Annotated in this window: 18 protein-coding genes and 2 tRNA genes; 6 read left to right on the forward strand and 14 right to left on the reverse strand. The window is 68.0% G+C overall.

Annotated features, from left to right (window positions below; genetic code table 11):
• The first annotated feature begins 76 nt into the window (after window positions 1–76).
• Window positions 77–1,897 (forward strand): Stk1 family PASTA domain-containing Ser/Thr kinase, encoded by a 1,821-nt coding sequence (gene pknB, locus QPJ90_RS04975; RefSeq protein WP_290133366.1) that lies wholly within the window; start codon window positions 77–79, stop codon window positions 1,895–1,897.
• 115 nt (window positions 1,898–2,012) lie between these two features.
• On the opposite strand, the gene QPJ90_RS04980 is transcribed toward pknB, so the two are convergent.
• Complete coding sequence (locus QPJ90_RS04980; RefSeq protein ID WP_290133367.1) at window positions 2,013–2,657, reverse strand: gamma-glutamyl-gamma-aminobutyrate hydrolase family protein; 645 nt, start codon at window positions 2,655–2,657, stop codon at window positions 2,013–2,015.
• A gap of 82 nt (window positions 2,658–2,739) precedes the next feature.
• Between QPJ90_RS04980 and QPJ90_RS04985 the strand changes: the two genes are divergently transcribed.
• Entirely contained in the window at window positions 2,740–2,994 is a 255-nt protein-coding gene (locus QPJ90_RS04985; RefSeq protein ID WP_058724800.1) for a cell division protein CrgA, read from the forward strand.
• Window positions 2,995–3,329: 335 nt separating this feature from the next.
• Here the strand turns inward: QPJ90_RS04985 and QPJ90_RS04990 are convergent, their stop codons facing one another.
• Window positions 3,330–4,181: a rhomboid family intramembrane serine protease gene (locus QPJ90_RS04990; RefSeq protein ID WP_290133368.1), complete on the reverse strand. Its 852-nt coding sequence runs from the start codon at window positions 4,179–4,181 to the stop codon at window positions 3,330–3,332.
• 5 nt (window positions 4,182–4,186) lie between these two features.
• The gene (locus tag QPJ90_RS04995; RefSeq protein ID WP_290133369.1) at window positions 4,187–4,726 is read right to left on the reverse strand and encodes a peptidylprolyl isomerase; all 540 of its coding nucleotides are present in this window, start codon (window positions 4,724–4,726) and stop codon (window positions 4,187–4,189) included.
• A gap of 116 nt (window positions 4,727–4,842) precedes the next feature.
• Between QPJ90_RS04995 and QPJ90_RS05000 the strand changes: the two genes are divergently transcribed.
• Window positions 4,843–5,415 (forward strand): hypothetical protein, encoded by a 573-nt coding sequence (locus tag QPJ90_RS05000; protein WP_058724803.1) that lies wholly within the window; start codon window positions 4,843–4,845, stop codon window positions 5,413–5,415.
• Window positions 5,416–5,481: 66 nt separating this feature from the next.
• On the opposite strand, the gene QPJ90_RS05005 is transcribed toward QPJ90_RS05000, so the two are convergent.
• From QPJ90_RS05005 to dnaA, 11 genes are all read right to left on the reverse strand, one after another.
• Complete coding sequence (locus tag QPJ90_RS05005) at window positions 5,482–6,075, reverse strand: dihydrofolate reductase family protein (protein WP_290133370.1); 594 nt, start codon at window positions 6,073–6,075, stop codon at window positions 5,482–5,484.
• A 285-nt stretch (window positions 6,076–6,360) separates the two neighbouring features.
• Window positions 6,361–6,433: transfer RNA gene (locus tag QPJ90_RS05010), tRNA-Ala, on the reverse strand.
• A 32-nt stretch (window positions 6,434–6,465) separates the two neighbouring features.
• Window positions 6,466–6,542: transfer RNA gene (locus tag QPJ90_RS05015), tRNA-Ile, on the reverse strand.
• 76 nt (window positions 6,543–6,618) lie between these two features.
• Window positions 6,619–7,026: a DUF3566 domain-containing protein gene (locus tag QPJ90_RS05020; protein WP_022904049.1), complete on the reverse strand. Its 408-nt coding sequence runs from the start codon at window positions 7,024–7,026 to the stop codon at window positions 6,619–6,621.
• Window positions 7,019–9,655, reverse strand: coding sequence for a DNA gyrase subunit A (gene gyrA / locus QPJ90_RS05025; RefSeq protein ID WP_290133371.1), 2,637 nt, complete (start codon window positions 9,653–9,655; stop codon window positions 7,019–7,021). Before gyrA ends, QPJ90_RS05020 begins: the two co-directional genes overlap by 8 nt.
• A gap of 128 nt (window positions 9,656–9,783) precedes the next feature.
• A complete protein-coding gene (gene gyrB / locus QPJ90_RS05030; RefSeq protein WP_058724804.1) occupies window positions 9,784–11,760 on the reverse strand; it encodes a DNA topoisomerase (ATP-hydrolyzing) subunit B in 1,977 nt (658 codons plus the stop codon).
• Between the two features lie 133 nt (window positions 11,761–11,893).
• On the reverse strand, window positions 11,894–12,394 hold the full coding sequence (locus QPJ90_RS05035; protein ID WP_290133372.1) for a DciA family protein: 501 nt from the start codon (window positions 12,392–12,394) through the stop codon (window positions 11,894–11,896).
• Complete coding sequence (gene recF, locus QPJ90_RS05040) at window positions 12,394–13,605, reverse strand: DNA replication/repair protein RecF (protein WP_290133373.1); 1,212 nt, start codon at window positions 13,603–13,605, stop codon at window positions 12,394–12,396. The genes QPJ90_RS05035 and recF overlap by 1 nt, the downstream gene beginning before the upstream one ends.
• 33 nt (window positions 13,606–13,638) lie before the next feature.
• A complete protein-coding gene (gene gnd / locus QPJ90_RS05045; RefSeq protein ID WP_290133374.1) occupies window positions 13,639–14,526 on the reverse strand; it encodes a phosphogluconate dehydrogenase (NAD(+)-dependent, decarboxylating) in 888 nt (295 codons plus the stop codon).
• A 70-nt stretch (window positions 14,527–14,596) separates the two neighbouring features.
• Window positions 14,597–15,742, reverse strand: coding sequence for a DNA polymerase III subunit beta (gene dnaN / locus QPJ90_RS05050; protein ID WP_290133375.1), 1,146 nt, complete (start codon window positions 15,740–15,742; stop codon window positions 14,597–14,599).
• A 599-nt stretch (window positions 15,743–16,341) separates the two neighbouring features.
• Window positions 16,342–17,808 carry a chromosomal replication initiator protein DnaA gene (gene dnaA / locus QPJ90_RS05055; RefSeq protein ID WP_290133376.1) on the reverse strand — a complete coding sequence of 489 codons (1,467 nt, stop codon included), beginning with the start codon at window positions 17,806–17,808 and terminating at the stop codon, window positions 16,342–16,344.
• Between the two features lie 518 nt (window positions 17,809–18,326).
• On the opposite strand from dnaA, the gene rpmH reads away from it, so the two are divergent.
• The 3 genes from rpmH to yidD all read left to right on the forward strand — a co-directional run bounded on the left by rpmH (window position 18,327) and on the right by yidD (window position 19,250).
• Window positions 18,327–18,464 carry a 50S ribosomal protein L34 gene (rpmH, locus tag QPJ90_RS05060; protein ID WP_019181680.1) on the forward strand — a complete coding sequence of 46 codons (138 nt, stop codon included), beginning with the start codon at window positions 18,327–18,329 and terminating at the stop codon, window positions 18,462–18,464.
• A gap of 61 nt (window positions 18,465–18,525) precedes the next feature.
• Window positions 18,526–18,876, forward strand: a complete 351-nt coding sequence (gene rnpA / locus QPJ90_RS05065; protein WP_290133377.1) for a ribonuclease P protein component — start codon at window positions 18,526–18,528, stop codon at window positions 18,874–18,876.
• Entirely contained in the window at window positions 18,873–19,250 is a 378-nt protein-coding gene (gene yidD / locus QPJ90_RS05070; RefSeq protein WP_290133378.1) for a membrane protein insertion efficiency factor YidD, read from the forward strand. Before rnpA ends, yidD begins: the two co-directional genes overlap by 4 nt.
• Window positions 19,251–19,257: the final 7 nt, after the last annotated feature.

Genomic DNA, 19,257 nt, shown 5'->3' on the forward strand with positions numbered 1-19,257 from the left:
GCCCGGGCGCCCGTCACCAGCGTCCCACCAGGTCGTCCTGCCGTACACTTGGCCGGACGAACAGACGGAGGAGTACGTGCCAGAAGGTGTGACAGCGGGGATCACGCTCCTCGCCGACCGCTACGAGATCGGTGACGTCATCGGTCGTGGCGGCATGGCCACCGTGCACCTCGGCAACGACACCCGGCTCGGGCGCAAGGTGGCCGTCAAGCTGCTGAAGCCGAGCCTCGCCAACGACCCGGCGTTCCGGACCCGCTTCCGGCAGGAAGCCCAGTCGGCCGCGCGGATGGCCCACCCGACGATCGTGCGCGTGTACGACGCGGGCGAGGAGACCGTCACGGAGACCTCCGGTGCCGAGGTCCAGGTTCCGTACATCGTGATGGAGCACGTCGAGGGGCGTCCGCTCTCCGACATCATCTCGGACGGTCCTGTCGCCCCGGCCGAGGCCGTCCGCATCACCGAGGGCATCCTCACGGCCCTCGAGTACTCGCACCGTGCCGGTGTCGTCCACCGCGACATCAAGCCGGCGAACATCATGGTCACGCACACCGGCCAGGTGAAGGTGATGGACTTCGGCATCGCCCGCGCCATCACGGACACCTCCGCCACGGTCGCGCAGACCACCTCGATCCTCGGCACGGCGTCGTACTTCTCGCCGGAGCAGGCGCGCGGCGAGACCGTCGACGCCCGCACCGACCTCTACTCGACCGGTGTGGTCCTCTTCGAACTGCTCACCGGACGTCCGCCGTTCATCGGCGACAGCCCGGTCGCGGTCGCCTACCAGCACGTGAGCGAGCAGCCTGCCGCTCCGTCCACGATCACGTCGGACGTCTCCCCGGCACTCGACGCCGTGACCCTGCACGCCCTCGTCAAGGACCGCACGCGTCGGTTCCAGAGCGCGGCGGAGTTCCGGACCGACCTGCAGCAGGCGGCCGCCGGTCAGGTGCCGTCCTCGACGCGGAAGCTCCAGCAGCAGCACGCGAGCGACGCCTCGACGATGCTGTTCGGCGTCAACCCGCGCACCACGTCGAACCCGGCGGTGGCGTTCCGCGAGCTCGACGACGACACCGCCGAGCACCGGCCGCAACGCACGCAGAACCGCCCCCCGGTGGCGTGGATCTGGGTGGGCATCGTGCTCATCGTCGCGATCATCGCCGCGACCGTGTTCTTCGTCGCGAACCTGCAGCCCGGCAAGGCGCCCGTGTCGTCCTCGGTGACGGTCCCGAACGTCGTCGGTGCCACGTGGGACTCGGCGGCCACGCGACTGAAGAAGGACGACCTGGTCCCCGTCAAGGTCCCGGAGGCCTCGGACGACGTCGATCGCGGATCGGTCATCCGGACGGAACCCGGATCGGGCAACACTGTCGCGCGCAAGTACAAGGTGAACGTGGTGGTGTCCTCCGGGCCGGCCCAGGTCACCGTGCCGAACGTCGCGAACCAGACGCAGGACGCTGCCCAGCAGGCGCTCCAGGCCGCCGGACTCGAGGTCGGCGCGGTGAGCTCCGACTACTCGTCGAGCGTGCCCGAGGGCACCGTGCTGAGCAGCGACCCGGGCAGCGGTTCGACCGCCACCAAGGGCACGGTCGTGAACCTCACGGTGTCGAACGGCAAGGTGCAGCTCCCGGACGTCACGAACCAGCAGTTCCCGGCCGCGAACCAGACGCTGCAGAACCTCGGGCTGACCGTCGGGCAGAACCCGTCGTACTCCTGCACGGGTGGTCTCGTCACGCAGCAGGACCAGCCCGCGGGCGACATCGCCCAGGGCAGCACCGTCACGCTGACCTACTGCGCCGGTTCTGCGCAGCCGCAGCAGACCGAGCAGCCGTCGCCCGGCGACTCCTCGGGCGGCAAGGGCGACGGCGGCAAGGGCGACGGCGGCAAGCGCGACGACGGCTGACGCCGGTCCGTCCGGCAAGCGCAACGACGGCTGACGCCGATCCGGCCGGGAGGCCCGCCACGGGTCCCAGGAACACCGGGCCTGTGCTCCTGGTCGCCTCGGCCGCGGAGCGGCGTCAGGGCCGGTGTGCGGCGATGAGCGGGTTGAGGTCGGCCGCCCGCGCAGCGGCGCCGTCCAACCCGGTGGTCTGGAGCCAGTTGCCCACCATCCGGTAGCCGCCCTCCGTGAGGACGGACTCGGGGTGGAACTGCACGCCGTAGACGGGGTGGTCGCGGTGCTCGACGCCCATGATCACGCCGCCACCCGTCCGAGCCGTCACGACGAGCTCGTCGGGGACCGTTCCGTCGACGATCGCGAGGGAGTGGTAGCGCGTCGCGGTGAAGGGGTGCGGGACACCGGTGAAGAGCGTGCTGTCGTCGTGGTCGACCTGCGACGTCTTGCCGTGCATGAGCTCGTCCGCGTGGGTCACGACCGCGCCGAGGGCTTCGGCGATGGCCTGGTGGCCGAGACACACGCCCAGCAGTGGCTTGTCGGCGGCGATGGCCGCACGGACGGTCGGGATCGACACACCGGCGTCCGCGGGGGTGCCAGGGCCCGGGGAGAGGAGCACGCCGTCGTAGTCGGCGATCCGCTCGGCGATCTCGTCCTCGGAGAACGAGTCGTTGCGGACGACGTCCGTCTCGGCGCCCAGCTGCTGGACGTACCCGTTCAGCGTGTAGACGAAGCTGTCGTAGTTGTCGACGACGAGGATCTTGGTCATGAGCGGTTCACCGTACTCCCGGGGGATGTGCACAGTCGGAACGAGGCCTCTGCACACCTGTGTTGACGGTAGGATACCGGCCATGGCCAAGGACAAGGACCGCACCAAGCCCGCCCGGAGGACCCGAGCCGACTCGGTCGACACCGCGGGGGACAGCCCGAACCCTGTGTGGTTCAAGCCGGTCATGTTCGGCTTCATGCTGCTCGGGCTTGCTTGGGTCATCGTGTTCTACGTGTCCCAGGGCACGCTCCCGGTTCCGTCGCTCGATTCGTGGAACATCCTCATCGGCTTCGGCATCATGTTCATCGGCTTCCTGATGACCACGCGTTGGCGCTGACCGCCCTCCACACTCCTCGACGCCCGTCGTGCCGATCGGTACGGCGGGCGTCGTCGTTTCTCCACAAGCGTCGGGTTGACGCGCGCGCCGGCGAGCGTGTTCTCCACCGATCATCCACAGCTGTCCACACTTTCCACACCGCTCTCCACACCCCGGTCCCCGAGTTATCCACAGCCGAATCCACAGTGGGGATAATCACACGCGTGTAACTCACCCATCTGTCCACAGCTGTGGACAACTCGACGCATGGGTTGTGGAAACGAAGCCGCCGACGTGACTCCGGACACGACGAACGCCCCGCCGCGAAGAGCGACGGGGCGTTCAGGACGTCGAGATCAGGCGAACATGCCCGTCGCCCCCAGGAGGATCCCGGCGAGCAGGACCACCGCCTCGGTCACGAGCAACGCCGTCTGCAGACCGCGCTGGCGGATGTTCCGTGTCTTGGAGAACACGAATCCGGTGATGAACCCGAGCACGATGCCACCGATGTGCGCCTGCCACGAGATGTTCGTCCCGGGCAGGAACCCCACGATCAGGTTCAGTCCCATGATCACGAGCAGTTGCACCGCGTTGTACCCGAGGCTCCGCTGGATCACGAAGAACGCAGCGAACAGGCCGAAGATCGCACCGGAAGCGCCGACGACCGGCGAACTCGGGCTCAACAGGGTCACCGCGAGGTCGCCCCCGAGGCCCGACAGGAAGAACAGCGCGAGGAACCGCCAGGTCCCGAGGATGTTCTCGAGCATCCGCCCGAAGATCCACAGCGCCCACATGTTGAAGAGGATGTGGAAGATGGACGAGTGCACGAACAGCCCGGTGACGATCCGCCACGGCTGCGTGTCCGCGACCGGTGCGAAGTACAGCATCGCGCTCGTGAGCGCCCGCCCCGTCACCTGGTCGAGCAGCCACACCGCGACGCTGACCGCCACGAGGACGACGGTCCCCTTCTGGTCGAGCATCGCGAACCGTCGTCGAGCGACGGTCAGACCGCTCGGGGCACCCGATGCCCGACGGTTCGCCTGGAACTGCGCCCGCTGCTCACGCACGCACTCCGGGCAGTGCACACCCACCGCCGCCGGCGTCTGGCACTCGGGGCAGATCGTCCGGCCACACCGCTGACAGAGCACGAAGCTCTGCCGGTCGGGGTGCCGGTAGCAGGTGTTCGGGTTGGATGCCGGGTCGGTCAACGGGTTCAGACGTCCTCGACGTCGATGCTCTCGATGACGACGTCCTCGAGCGGCTTGTCACGACCGTCGGTCGCCACGCCCTCGATGGCGTCGACGACCGCCCGGGACTCGTCGTCCGCGACCTCACCGAAGATGGTGTGCTTGCCCTGCAGCCACGGCGTGGCCACGGTCGTGATGAAGAACTGCGAGCCGTTCGTCCCGCGGCCGCCCTGGATACCGGCGTTGGCCATCGCGAAGATGTACGGGTTCTGGAAGGTGAGCTCCGGGTGGATCTCGTCGTCGAACCGGTAGCCCGGGCCGCCGATGCCCTGACCGAGCGGGTCGCCGCCCTGGATCATGAAGTCCTTGATGATGCGGTGGAAGACGACGCCGTCGTAGAGCTTGTCGGTCGAGACCTTCCCGGTCCCGGGGTGGGTCCACTCCTGCTTGCCCGTCGCGAGGTCGACGAAGTTCTTGACGGTCTTGGGAGCGTGGTTGCCGAAGAGGTTGACGCGGATGTCGCCCTTGTTCGTGTGGATCGTTGCGACAGCGGTGTGCAGAGACATGTTCCGATTCTCGCATGTACTGCTGACGTACAGACGGTACGCACAGGCAAGCCTCCGTGACCTGTCAGGCGGCGCGGTGGCAGGATGGGGACACGCCGATCCTGTGGAGGTACCAGATGACGATCGAGATCCCGCGCAAGCGCAGGAAGCAGATCAAGAAGCTCAAGGGCAAGACCGCCTCGCTCCTCGGTGAGCAGCGCAAGGTCCTCGAGCACGCGAACGCGATCCTGGCCGAGGCCCGCTCGAACGCGGCCGACGCGGCCCGTAAGGACATCGCACCCCGTGTGCAGAACGCCATCGACAACGGGATCCGTCCCGCCGTCGCCACGGGCGTGCACGCGACGAAGAGCGCCGCGCAAACCGCTTCGCACCGCTTCCAGACCGAGGTCGTCCCCGGACTCGTCGCGACCGCGGGCTCCGTGATGAGCGTCAAGGACCTCGCGAGCGACCCGCGCGTCAAGAAGATCGTCAAGGAGGCCCAGAAGAAGGGCAAGAAGGCGAAGAAGACGGCGGAGAAGTACGTGCCGCACCAGAAGAAGAAGGGCCTCGGCTTCGGGGGTGTCGCACTGATCGTGGTCGGTGTCGTCGCCGTCGCGGGCGCTGCCTACGCCGCGTACCAGACCCTTCGCGCCGACGACGACCTCTGGGTCGCCGACGACGCCGACACGGCGGAGAAGCCCGCCGCCTGACCTCCTCGGTTCGTACGACGGCCCCCGGCACGCGCCGGGGGCCGTCGTCGTCTCGCGCTGTCCGTCTCAGTGCACGACGTCGTACACACCGGTGACGATCCCGGTGGGCGAGACCGACGTGCGCACGACCTGGAGTTCCGCGTGGATGTCCCCGAACAGCCGCTGACCGCCACCGAGCACGACGGGGATCAGCGTGAGGACGTAGCGGTCCACGAGCCCGAGGGCAGCGAGCTGCCGGACGACGTCACCGCTCCCCAGCACGACGACCTCGCCCTCGACCGTGTCGACGGCGCGCCGGACCGCTGCACCGAGGTCCCCGGCCAGCCGTTCGGAGTTCGGGTACGGCAGCTTGAGGTCCGGGTCGCGCGTGACGACGTACTTCCGGGTGTCCCGCAGCACCGGGGTGAAAGGGTTCTCCTCGGTCACGCCGAGCCAGTGCCCCACGACGTCGGAGTAGGTCCGCCGACCGAACAGCATCGCCCCGTCCGCCGATCCCGATCCGCCGCCGAAGGCCGCCATCGCTGCTTCGGGGTCCGCCGCGAGGGGCGCGACCGCCCACCCGCCGAGCCGGAACCCTCCGCGGGTGTCCTCGTCGGGTGACGCCGGTGCCTGCATCACGCCGTCGAGACTGACGTTCTCCACCACCACGAGCGTTCCCATGGGCCCATCCTGCGCCGGTGGCGCAGCGTGCATTCCGCACGGACCAGCGGACGGGAGGCCCGTGGCGGCGCCGACCTGCGCCTCCAGTCCGTCCCCACCCTCGGTGGCGACTGACGCGCCGCAGGAGCGGCGGCGCGTCATCAGCACACGACGAAGCCCCTGGGAAGCGACGGAGTCGCGACCAGGGGCGCCTGCGACGCACGCGCCGCAGGAGCGGCGGCGCGTCATGGGCACGCGACGAAGCCCCTGGGAAGCGACGGAGTCGCGACCAGGGGCTTCTGCGAGTGGAGCCTAGGAGAATCGAACTCCTGACATCCTGCTTGCAAAGCAGGCGCTCTACCAACTGAGCTAAGGCCCCGAGAGGTCCAGCGTACTGGACCGAGGAGGAGATGGTGGGGCTACAAGGACTTGAACCTTGGACCTCTTCGTTATCAGCGAAGCGCTCTAACCGCCTGAGCTATAGCCCCTCAGACCAGATGAGAGCCTACCGTACCGATCTCGCAGAACGAAATCGAGCGGTCGACCCCACCCGGCCCGGGTGTGTCAGTTGTTCGTGAAGCCGACGAGCAGGCCGCCGGTGATGCGCACACTGAGGTTGTAGAGGACACTCACGATCGCGCCGAGCACGGTGCCGACGACCACGTTGAGGATGCCCACGACGATCGAGAACCCGAGCACCTGGCCCAGCGAGAACTGGTCCATGATCGAGTAGTTGTTCTGGCCGGTGACGTCCTTCAGCAGGGCGTCGACCTGGGTGAAGACGCCCGTCTGGTTCAGGATGACCCACACCAGCGCCGTGGCGACGACGATCACGATCGAACCGGCGAGGGCGATGAGGAAGCTCAGCTTCACCATCGACCAGAAGTCGACGTACACCAGTCGCAGGCGGACCTGCCGGGTGCCGACGGGCCGCTTCGCCTTCTTCTGGAGCTTCTCGGCGACACTACTCATTGCTTGACTGGTCCTCTCCGGCCTCGCGGTCGGCGGGCTGGTCGTCGGCTGCTTCGGTCGGGCTGACCGTCTCCACCGGGCCCGCGGGCTCGATCTCGGCGTCGTCCTGGTCGTCCAGGTTCCGCTCACTGTTCCGGGCCACTGCGATGATGCGGTCGTTGTCCGCGAACCTCGCGAAGACGACGCCCATCGTGTCGCGGCCCTTGGCGGGCACCTCGGCCACGGCAGACCTTACCACCTTGCCCGATTGCAGCACGACGAGCACCTCGTCGTCCTCGCCCACGATGAGAGCCCCCACAAGGTCGCCCCGGTCGGCGGCCAGCTTGGCCACCTTGATGCCGAGACCACCACGGCCCTGTACGCGGTACTGGTCGACGGAGGTGCGCTTCGCGTACCCGCCCTCGGTCATCACCCAGACGTAGCCGTCGTCCGAGACGACCCGCGCCGCGAGCAGGGAGTCGTCGTCCCGGAAGGACATGCCCTTCACGCCCGACGTCGATCGGCCCATCGGGCGGAGCGCGTCGTTCGAGGCGGTGAAGCGCAGCGACATGCCGTGCTTCGACACGAGGAGCAGGTCGTCGGTCTCGTCGACGAGCAGCGCCTGGACGAGGGTGTCACCGTCGCGGAGGTTGATCGCGATGATGCCGCCGCTGCGGTTCGTGTCGTACTCGGTGAGCGCGGTCTTCTTGACGAGCCCGTGCTGCGTCGCGAGCACGAGGTACTGCGCGGCCTCGTAGTCGCGGATGTCGAGCACCTGCTGGATCTGCTCGTCGGGCTGCATCGCGAGGAGGTTCGCGACGTGCTGACCCTTGGCGTCGCGGCCGGCCTCCTGCAGCTCGTACGTCTTCGCGCGGTAGACCCGGCCCTTGTCCGTCAGGAACAGCAGCCAGTGGTGCGTCGTGGTGACGAAGAAGTGCTCGACGACGTCGTCGGCGCGGAGCTGCGCGCCCTTCACCCCGCGACCACCGCGGTGCTGCGACCGGTAGTTGTCGCTCCGGGTGCGCTTGACGTACCCGCCGCGGGTGATGGTGACGACCATCTCCTCCTCGGGGATGAGGTCTTCCATCGACATGTCGCCGTCGAAGCCGAGCATGATCTCGCTGCGGCGGTCGTCCCCGAAGCGCGCGACGATCTCGTCGAGCTCCTCGATGATGATCGAACGCTGCCGCTCGGGCTTCGCGAGGATGTCGTTGAAGTCGGCGATCTTCCGCTCGAGTTCCTCGGCCTCGTCGTGGATCTTCTGCCGCTCGAGGGCAGCGAGGCGACGGAGCTGGAGCTCGAGGATCGCACGCGCCTGGATCTCGTCGACGTCGAGGAGCTCCATCAGACCGGAGCGGGCCTCTTCGGCGTCGGGCGACCGACGGATGAGCGCGATGACCTCGTCGAGCGCGTCGAGGGCCTTGAGGTACCCGCGGAGGATGTGCGCGCGCTTCTCGGCCTCGCGCAGCCGGTACTGGGTGCGGCGGACGATGACGTCGATCTGGTGGTCGACCCAGGCGGAGATGAACCCGTCGAGCGCGAGGGTGCGGGGCACGCCGTCGACGATCGCGAGCATGTTCGCGCCGAAGTTCTCCTGCAGCTGCGTGTGCTTGTACAGGTTGTTGAGGACGACCTTCGCCACCGCGTCGCGCTTCAGCACGATGACGAGGCGCTGACCGGTGCGGCCCGACGTCTCGTCGCGGATGTCGGCGATGCCGGCGAGCTTGCCGTCCTTCACGCCCTCGGCGATCTTGATCGCGAGGTTGTCCGGGTTCACCTGGTACGGCAGCTCGGTGACGACGAGGCACGTGCGGCCCTGGATCTCCTCGACGTTCACGACGGCGCGCATCGTGATCGAGCCGCGGCCGGTCCGGTAGGCGTCCTGGATGCCCTTGGTGCCGAGGATCTGCGCGCCGGTCGGGAAGTCCGGGCCCTTGATCCGCTGCATGAGCGCGACGAGGAGTTCCTCACGCGTCGCCTCGGGGTTCTCGAGTGCCCACTTCGCGCCGTCCGCGACCTCGCGGAGGTTGTGCGGCGGGATGTTCGTCGCCATGCCGACGGCGATGCCGACCGAGCCGTTGACGAGGAGGTTCGGGAATCGCGACGGCAGGATCGCCGGCTCCTGGGTGCGACCGTCGTAGTTGTCCTGGAAGTCGACGGTCTCTTCCTCGATGTCCCGCACCATCTCGAGGGCGAGCGGGGCCATCTTGGTCTCGGTGTACCGCGGGGCGGCGGCGCCGTCGTTGCCGGCAGAGCCGAAGTTGCCCTGGCCGAGCGCGAGCGGGTACCGCAGGGACCACGGCTGCACGAGGCGGACGAGCGCGTCGTAGATCGCCGAGTCGCCGTGCGGGTGGAACTGGCCCATGACGTCGCCGACGACGCGGGAGCACTTCGAGAACGCGCGGTCGGGGCGGTAGCCGCCGTCGTACATCGCGTAGAGGACGCGGCGGTGCACCGGCTTCAGCCCGTCACGGACCTCCGGCAGCGCGCGGCCGACGATGACCGACATCGCGTAGTCGAGGTAGGAGCGCTGCATCTCGAGCTGCAGGTCGACCTGCGAGATGCGGTCACCGGAGACGACGATGTCTCCGCTGTCGCCGTGCACGATCTCGGGCTGCTCGTCGGCGCCGTTCTCGTTGTCGTCAGCCATGTGGCTTCGTTCCCTTTCTGGACAGCCTGGAGGCTGTGGTTCCGTTGGTCGCGCCGGGCGCGACCACAGGTGGTCGGGTCTGGTGCTCGCTGCTCACGCCGTGCCTCCCGGCTCGGCTGGTGACGAGCTCAGATGTCGAGGAAGCGGACGTCCTTGGCGTTCTGCTGGATGAACTGGCGACGCGCGTCGACGTCCTCGCCCATCAGCGTCGCGAAGACGCTGTCGACGGCGGCGGCGTCCTCGAGGGTGACCTGCAGGAGCGTGCGGGTGTCCGGGTTCATGGTGGTGTCCCAGAGCTCCTTGTAGTCCATCTCGCCGAGACCCTTGTAGCGCTGGATGCCGTTGTCCTTCGGGATCCGCTTGCCGGACGCGAGGCCGGCCTGCAGCAGCGCGTCGCGCTCACGGTCCGAGAACACGTACTCGTGCGCCGAGTTCGACCACTTCAGTCGGTACAGCGGCGGCTGCGCGAGGTAGACGTAGCCGCGCTCGATGAGCGGCCGCATGTAGCGGAACAGCAGGGTGAGGAGGAGCGTCGTGATGTGCTGGCCGTCGACGTCGGCGTCGGCCATGAGCACGATCTTGTGGTACCGCGCCTTCTCCGGGTCGAAGTCCTCGCCGATGCCGGCACCGAACGCCGTGATCATCGACTGGATCTCCTGGTTGGCGAGGGCACGGTCGAGACGCGCCTTCTCGACGTTCAGGATCTTGCCCCGCAGCGGGAGGATCGCCTGCGTGAGCGGGTTGCGCCCCTGCACGGCCGAACCACCGGCGGAGTCGCCCTCGACCATGAAGATCTCGGAGATCGTCGGGTCCTTCGACTGGCAGTCCTTGAGCTTGCCGGGCATCCCACCGGACTCGAGGAGACCCTTGCGGCGGGTGGTCTCGCGCGCCTTGCGGGCGGCGAGTCGGGCCTGGGACGCCTGGATCGCCTTGCGGATGACGTCGCGCGCCTGGGTGGGGTTGCGGTCGAACCAGTCGGCGAGCTCGGTGCCGACGACCTTCTGCACGAAGCCCTTCGCCTCGGTGTTGCCGAGCTTGGTCTTCGTCTGGCCCTCGAACTGCGGTTCGCCGAGCTTGATGGAGATGACGGCCGTCAGACCCTCACGGATGTCGTCACCCGTGAGGTTGTCGTCCTTCTCCTTGATGATCTTGTTCTCACGCGCGTACTTGTTGACGAGCCAGGTCAGCGCGGCGCGGAAGCCCTCTTCGTGGGTGCCGCCCTCGTGCGTGTTGATCGTGTTCGCGAAGGTGTGGACGCTCTCCTGGTAGGAGGTGTTCCACTGCATCGCGATCTCGAGCGCGATCTGGCGCTCCTTGTCCTCGGCCTCGATCGAGATGACGTCCTCGTGGACCTTGTCGGACTTCTTCTGCGCGTTGAGGTACTCGACGTAGTCGATGAGCCCGCGCTCGTAGTGGAAGGTGTCCTTCCGGGCCTCTTCGCCCTCGTCCGGGGTGCGCTCGTCGCGGAGCTCGATCTTCAGGCCCTTGTTGAGGAAGGCCGTCTGCTGGAACCGGGTGCGCAGCGTCTCGTAGTCGAACTCGGTCGTCTCGAAGATCTGGTCGTTCGGCCAGAACGTGATCGTCGTGCCCGTGCGGTCGGTCTCCTCACCCTCGGCGACCGGGGCGACGGGGACGCCGTCGGTGTAGCTCTGCCGGTAGACGTGCCCGTCGCGGGCGACCTCGACGTCGAGCTCGGTGCTGAGCGCGTTGACGACGGACGAACCGACGCCGTGCAGACCACCGGAGACCGCGTAGCCGCCACCGCCGAACTTGCCACCGGCGTGGAGGACGGTCAGGACGACCTGGAGGGTGGAGACACCCTCGGTCGGGTGCGTGCTGACCGGGATGCCACGGCCGTTGTCGACCACGCGGATGCCACCGTCTTCACGGATGGTGATGCCGATCGTGTCGCAGTAGCCGGCGAGGGCTTCGTCGACAGAGTTGTCGACGATCTCGTAGACCAGGTGGTGGAGACCGCGCGGACCCGTCGAGCCGATGTACATGCCCGGGCGCTTGCGGACGGCTTCGAGGCCCTCCAGCACCTGGATCTGGTCTGCACCGTAGGACGGTTCGTTCTTCTGTGCGTCGTCAGATCCTGATGTCATGTCGAGAGAGCTCCTGCCTGCGCGCGGAACACCCGCACACTGCACTGCCCAGTCTACCGCGTCGGGCGTTCGTTCGAGGCGGAATCCGGGCGCTGACGGGCCTTTTTTCGCCCGGCAGGATGAAATTGTCGGCTCAACCGTAGGTGTCGCGAGGACCGCGCCCCTGGACCGTCCTGGGACCGCGTTTCCAGGTGGGGGCGTCGGGCCCGGAAACCCGGATCGACTGGACCCCGGCCTGCGGGTGCCGTTCGGCGATGGTCGTGGTGATGGTCGACCGCATGAGTCGGAGCTGCGTCGCCCACGCCGTCGAGTCGCACCGGATGACCAGCGCACCGTCGTCGATGGTCACCGGACGGGAGTGCTTCGCGAGCTCTTCCCCGACGACGCCGGACCAGTCGACGAACAGCTCGGAACGTGCGAGCGGCTCGACCCAACCGAGTTCGTCCGCGAGCGACCCGACGACGTCGCCGAGGCCCTTCGGCTCACGACCGCGACCGTACGGCACCGAATCGGCGTCGACCTCGCGGGCGCGACGTCGGCGAGCATCGACGGTCCGGAGCGAGGGGTCGCCGAAGACCGCCTTGAGGTGCCGGTAGAACCGGGAGGGCTCGGTCGGCTTCCACGGCTTCGGCATCAGGACGCCGTGTCCGCGGTCGACGGGTCGACGGCCGCCGCGTTGCTCGGGTCGACGATCGTCCCCGCCTCGATGTGCACGGTGTGCGCCGCCAACTGCGCGGGCACGTCCCCGAACACGGCCGCCGTGATGAGCACCTGCTCGTAGTCGGCGACCGAGTTCGCCAGGCGTTCACGGCGTGACTCGTCGAGTTCGGCGAACACGTCGTCCAGGATGATGATGGGGTCGCCCAGGGTCGACTCCGCCCGGAGCACCGCGGCGCTCGCGAGCTGGACGGCGAGCGCGAACGACCAGGACTCGCCGTGACTGGCGTACCCGCGAGCGGGTAACCCGTTCAGTTGGAAGAGCACGTCGTCGCGGTGCGGACCGACGAGGGTCAACCCGCGGTCGAGTTCGTCGCGACGGCGTCGTTCGAGCGCGCTCCGGAACGCCTCGGCCGCAGCGGGCACGCTCACCGGCTCGTCCGGCGTCCCGAGCACCGGATCGGTGGCAGCAGCGTCCTCGGGGTCGACACCGCGGACGCTGAGCACACCGGTGATGGTCGCTTCGTGGCGTTCACCGGCGACGGTCGCGTACGCCTCGGCCACGAACGGAGCGAGGCGTCGGGTGAGGTGGTCGCGCGCGGCGATGATCTCGGCGCCGAACTGGACGAGTCGGTCGTCCCAGACGTCGAGCGTCGACAGGGCGCCCGCCTTGGAGCCGGTGGCTCGCGCCGACTTGAGCAGGGTGTTGCGCTGCCGGAGCGTCCGGTCGTAGTCGGCGAGGACTCCCTGCATGCGCGGGGCGATCTGTCCGAGGAGTTCGTCGAGCATACGGCGTCGTCCGGCCGGTTCGCCGCGGACGAGCGCGAGGTCCTCGGGGGCGAAGAGCACGCTCGTGCAGTAGCGCGGGAGCTCCCGGGGCTTGATGGCCGCGCGGTTCACCTGCGCCCGGTTCGACCCCGAGCGGTTGATCTGCACCTCGGCGAGGATGCTGCGGTCCTCGTGCGCGAGCTTCGCGCGGACGATCGCCGCGTCGCAGCCCTGGCGGACCAGCGCCGCGTCGGTCGGGACCCGGTGCGAGCCGAGCGTCGACAGGTAGCCGATCGCCTCGACGAGGTTGGTCTTGCCCTGTCCGTTCCGGCCGACGAACAGGTTCGGCCCGCGTGCGAGGTCGACCTCCGCCTCCCGGTAGTTCCGGAAGTCGGTGAGTTGCAGGTGGTCGACGTGCACGCGGGCCGAGACGAGCTCAGGTGGTTACCCGAGCTACGCCTTCTTGACGGCGTGGCCGCCGAACTGGTTGCGGAGCGCCGCGACGGCCTTCATCGTCGGGGACTCGCTGCCCTGACGCGAGACGAAGCGGGCGAACATCGCGGCCGAGAGCGCGGGCATCGGCACCGCGAGCTCGATCGCCTCTTCGAGGGTCCAACGACCCTCGCCGGAGTCGTCCACGTATCCCTCGAGCTCGTCGAGCTTCGGGTCCTCGTTGATCGCGAGCACGAGGAGGTCGAGCAGCCAGGAGCGCACGACGGTGCCGCGCTGCCACCCGGCGAACACGGCGGGGACGTCGTGGATGATGTCCTTCGCCTCGAGGAGCTCGTACCCCTCGCCGTACGCCTGCATGATCGCGTACTCGATGCCGTTGTGGACCATCTTCGCGTAGTGGCCCGCGCCGACGCCGCCGGCGTGCGAGAAGCCCTCTTCGCGCGGGCCCTCGGGGCGGAGCGCGTCGAAGACCGGCATGGCGAACTCGACGTCCTCGGGGGCACCGCCCACCATGAGGCCGTAGCCGTTGTCCTTGCCCCAGACGCCACCGGAGACACCGGCGTCCATGTAGCGGATGCCCTTGGCGTCGAGCTGCTTGGCGTGCACCTCGTCGTCGAGCCACTTCGAGTTGCCGCCGTCGATGACGAGGTCACCCTCGCCCAGGACGTTCGACAGGTCGGTGATCACGTCGTCGGTGATCTTGCCGTGCGGGACCATGACCCACACGAGCTTCTTGCCCTCGGGGAGCGCCGCTGCGAGCGCGCCGAGGTCAGCGACGTCCGAGACCTCGGGGTTCGCGTCGTAGCCGGTGACCTCGATGCCTGCGTTGCGGAGACGGGCACGCATGTTGTTGCCCATGCGACCGAGGCCGACAAGACCGATGTGCATGATTTCCTCTTCTGTTCGTCGTCGCGCTGATGCAGGGGTGGCGCGTCAGCGCAGTGTTCGGCTGTTGCGCTTACCGCAGCAGGAGATTGGGCTGCAGCAGGTACCGGTATCCGTCCGTGGCAGGTGCGTCCTGCGAAGTCTGGCCGGTGAGGAGCACCGGGCCGGGCTTGTTCGGGTTCTCCGTCTTGGTGAAGGAGATGCGGACGAACTCGGAGTGCACCGCGTTCAACCCGTCCAGGAGGAAGGCGGGCTTCAGCGAGACCACCGTTTCCTCTCCGGTCAGCAACGCACTGATCGACTCTGACGCCTGCGCTTGTTCGGACCCGATCGCCTCGAGCGTGAGCCCGTCGACCGAGAAGGAGAACCGGAGCGCCGCTTCGCGCTCCAGGACGAGGGAGACCCGTCGGACCGCCTCGACGAGCTCCGCGGTGTTGATCACCGCGTGGTCGTCGACGGTCTCGGGGAAGAGCCGGCGGACCGGCGGGTAGTTGCCCTTGATGAGCAGCGAGGTCACGGTCTTGTCGTCGGCGTGGAACGCGATGAGCTCGCGGTCCGAGGTGCCGCTGATCGAGACCGACACGGTGGACGCCGAGCCGAACGTGCGGCCGACCTCCTGCAGGGTGCGCGCCGGGACGAGCGCGTGGAGCGGCTCGGAGCCGACACGGCCGGAGTCCCACGCGATCGTCCGGACGGCGACGCGGTACCGGTCGGTCGCGATGAGCGAGAGGTCGTTGTCGCCGACCTCGAGCTGCACGCCCGTGATGACCGGCGTGACGTCGTCGCGGCTGGCGGCGACGGCGACCTGCGACACGGCCTCGGAGAACGCGTCGCCGGGGATGACGCCGGTCTGCGCACCGATCTCCGGGAGGGTCGGGTACTCCTCGACCGGCATGGACAGCAGCGTGAAGTGCGCCGAGCCGCAGCTCACCGAGATCTTGGTGTCCTCGGTGGTGAACGTGACGGGGGCGTTCGGGAGCCGGCTCGCGATGTCGTTGAGCAGTCGGCCGGAGACCAGGACAGTGCCCGGCTCGTCGATCTGCGCCGTGATGGACGTCTGCGCGGAGACCTCGTAGTCGAAGGACGACAGCGTCAGACGATCGCCTTCGGCGTGGATCAGCACACCGGACAGGATCGGGAGGGTCGTGCGCTGTGGGAGGAGCTTCACCGCGAAGGAGACGGCTTCGGAGAAGACGTCCCGGTTGACCTCGAACTTCACAGCTGGGACCCCTGTCGATCGTTTGGACTGTCCGGCCGCCCCATTGTGGCACAGCGCAGCGGCCGCCGGATTCTTGTCATCCCGCCGTCCACAAGGTTGTCCCGCGGAGATTCATCGTTAACCAGGATCAATGGTGTTAACGCCTGTGCACAATGTGGATAACTCTGTGCATCCCGCTTGTCCACAGGGAACTACACAGGTGTGAGTTGTGAGTGGCGTGTTGACGAGCTCTGGATGAGTAAACGTCATCTATCCGCTTCCATCCCCAGTCTCCACAGGTGGGGTCAGATCTGTGTACAACCGGACCGCGTGTCATCCACAGTTATCCACAGGCTTTCCACACTGTGGGAATCTCGCCGCCTGGAACCGTCTCAGATGGTGGACATACGCGCATTCACACTGATCAGAAGGCGTGTCGCACGCATCCGACATGTCGCTGACGCGACGAGGAGACGGACTGGCGCGCCCCGCTCAGTGGTGACGCGCCGGCGTCGCGCGGGGCGCGCCGACCGGGCCGGCGAGGGAGGGGTGCCAGCCCGCACCGCGCCTCCAGTCCGTCCGCGTCTCGCGACGTGCGTCGCGCGCCGTACCCACCGGGGTCAGCGGTAGCGGCGGTCCTGCTTGATCCGGCTCGTGAGCTCGGTGACCTGGTTGTAGATCGACCGACGCTCCTTCATGAGCTCGGTGATCTTCTTGTTGGCGTACATGACCGTGGTGTGGTCACGGTTGCCGAACAGCTGCCCGATCTTCGGGAGGGACAGGCTCGTCATCTCCCGGCAGAGGTACATCGCGATCTGCCGCGCGGTCGCGATCGCCTGGGAGCGGGAGGAGCCGTAGAGGTCGTCGACGGAGAGCTTGAAGTACTCCGCGGTGTGGTTGATGATGTCCGTCGGCGCGATCACGTTGTCGTCGTCGAGCGTGATCAGGTCCTTCAGGACGGTCTGCACGAGCGCCATGTCGACGGCGGTCCGGTTGAGGCTCGCGAACGCGGTCACCCGGATGAGCGTGCCCTCGAGCTCCCGGATGTTGCTCGACACCTTCGACGCCATGAACTCGAGGATGTCGTCGGGCACCTGCAGGTGGTCGGACTGCGCCTTCTTGCGGAGGATCGCGATGCGCGTCTCGAGGTCGGGCGCCTGCACGTCGGTGATGAGCCCCCACTCGAAGCGCGAGCGCATCCGGTCCTCGAAGCCGGTGAGGTGCTTCGGTGCGACGTCCGACGTGATCACGACCTGCTTGTTGTGGTCGTGCAGGGTGTTGAACGTGTGGAAGAAGGCCTCCTGCGTGGAGTCCTTCCCCTGGAGGAACTGGATGTCGTCGATCAGCAGGATGTCGATGTCGCGGTACCGCTGCTGGAACTGGTTCGACCGGTTGTTCGCGATCGAGTTGATGAAGTCGTTCGTGAACTCCTCGCTCGACACGTACCGCACCCGGATCCCCGGGTAGAGGCTCTCGGCGTAGTGGCCGATCGCGTGCAGGAGGTGGGTCTTGCCGAGGCCCGAGTCACCGTAGATGAACAGCGGGTTGTACGCCTTGGCCGGAGCCTCGGCGACCGCGACCGCCGCGGCGTGGGCGAAGCGGTTCGACGACCCGATGACGAAGTTGTCGAAGTTGTACTTCGGGTTGAGCCGGGACTCCGGCCGGCCACCGGTACCAGGGGCGTCGATCTGGCTCGGGACGAACGGCGCCTCGATGTACTGCCGGGGCGCGGCGCTCTGCTCGACGGTCGCCTGCGACGCTTCGGCGTAGTCGGGGACGTGCGTCGCGCTCACGACGTCCACGCGCGGTTCCGAGGCCATGTCCGGGTTGACGGTGATCGCGAAGTTGGCGACCGCGTCGTCACCGATCCGGGCGATCGCCTCGGTGATGGGGATGCGGATGCGTTGTTCGAGCATCCCGCGGGTGAGGTCGTTCGGCACCTCCAGGTAGAGGGTGCCGGCGAGCACGCCCTTCGGCTCGACCAGGTTGAGGAAGCCCTGCAGCTGCGGGGTGATGCGGTCGTCCTCGGCGAGGAGTCCGAGCACCGACGTCCAGAGGTCCTCGACGGGGTCGGCCGGCATCGTCATGTCGCGCTCGTCTCCAGGTTCGTTCGTGCTCGTGTGCTCGTCGGGTCATCGTCGGCGGTGGCGGCTGCACGCCGCGGACCCCCCGGTACCGCTCGGTCGAGGACGGCGTCGGCGGCAACCTCGGCACCGGAGGCGGACACTGTGCCGAACCGTACGGTCCACAGGGTTGTCCACAGCCTTGTCCACGACCGCCCGACCGAGCTCTGGAGGGGGAATCCCCTGTCGTACCGGGCCGAGGGCGGATCGATCACACCACTGTACGGGACCACAGCGCGTCGCACCGAACCGAAGTTCTCCCCAGTGTGGACAATGGTCGTGCGCACTGCGGTGCCGGTCGTCGTTTGACCTCTCTGCCGCTGTCACGTACCGTTAACCAGTTGACTGCGGCCAGTTGGTCGCGCCCGTTACGCGTCGTTCGGTGCTCCGAGCGGCAACACACATACATACGTGACGGCTCACACGGACACTCGCGCAGTGCACTCTGGCGCAGTGATCGGTGCAGCCGCGTGGAGATCATCATGAGCAAGCGCACCTTCCAGCCGAACAACCGCCGCCGCGCCAAGAAGCACGGCTTCCGCGCCCGCATGCGTACCCGTGCCGGCCGCGCCATCCTCGCCGCGCGCCGTTCCAAGGGCCGCACCGAGCTCAGCGCCTGAGCAGGCATCGCCTGATCGGCCGCCGATCGGTCCGCTCGCGGACCGTTCTCCGGTAGCGAGCATGCTGGCCCGCGCCAACCGCATCGTCCGTGGGGACGACTACCGGTCCGTCGTGCGCCGTGGACGCAAGAGCGCCACGGCGCACGTCGTCGTATCCGTGGTCCGTCACCCCGGCGGATCGGTCGGACCGACGCGCTTCGGGTTCATCGTCGCGAAGACCGTCGGGAACGCGGTCACCCGCAACCTCGTTCGTCGACGCCTGAAGGCGATCGCGCACGAACTGCTCGCCGGCATGCCGACCGGGCACGACGTGGTGATCCGCGCACTGCCAGCCGCTGCGCAGGCCGGATGGCCTACCCTGCTCGGAGACGTTTCGCGCTCGTTCGCGCGCGGAGTGGAGAAGGCAGCATGAACCGCAGTCGGCTGACCCGGATCGCTTGGGTCATCGCGTTGCTCCCGCGCAACGCGTGCGTCGTCGTGCTCCGTGCCTACCGCGCGGTCATCTCCCCGCTCTACGGGAACGTCTGCCGCTACCACCCGTCGTGCTCCCGGTACGCGCTCGAGGCCATCCAGCAGTACGGGGTGGTCCGTGGCTCGGCCATGGGTGCGTGGCGGATCGCCCGCTGCAACCCCTGGGCAGCCGGCGGCATCGACGACGTCCCGGAACGACGTCGTTCCTACACCGTGAACCGGTTCGGGTTCGTCACCGGCCCGACCTCCACACCGCAGCCCCAGCAGCCTGCGATCGCCCCGCTGCTGCTCTCCCAGCGAACGCGAAAGGCGTGACCGCCCC

Source organism: Curtobacterium sp. 458, assembly GCF_030406605.1.
In the GTDB taxonomy this organism is placed as follows: domain Bacteria; phylum Actinomycetota; class Actinomycetes; order Actinomycetales; family Microbacteriaceae; genus Curtobacterium.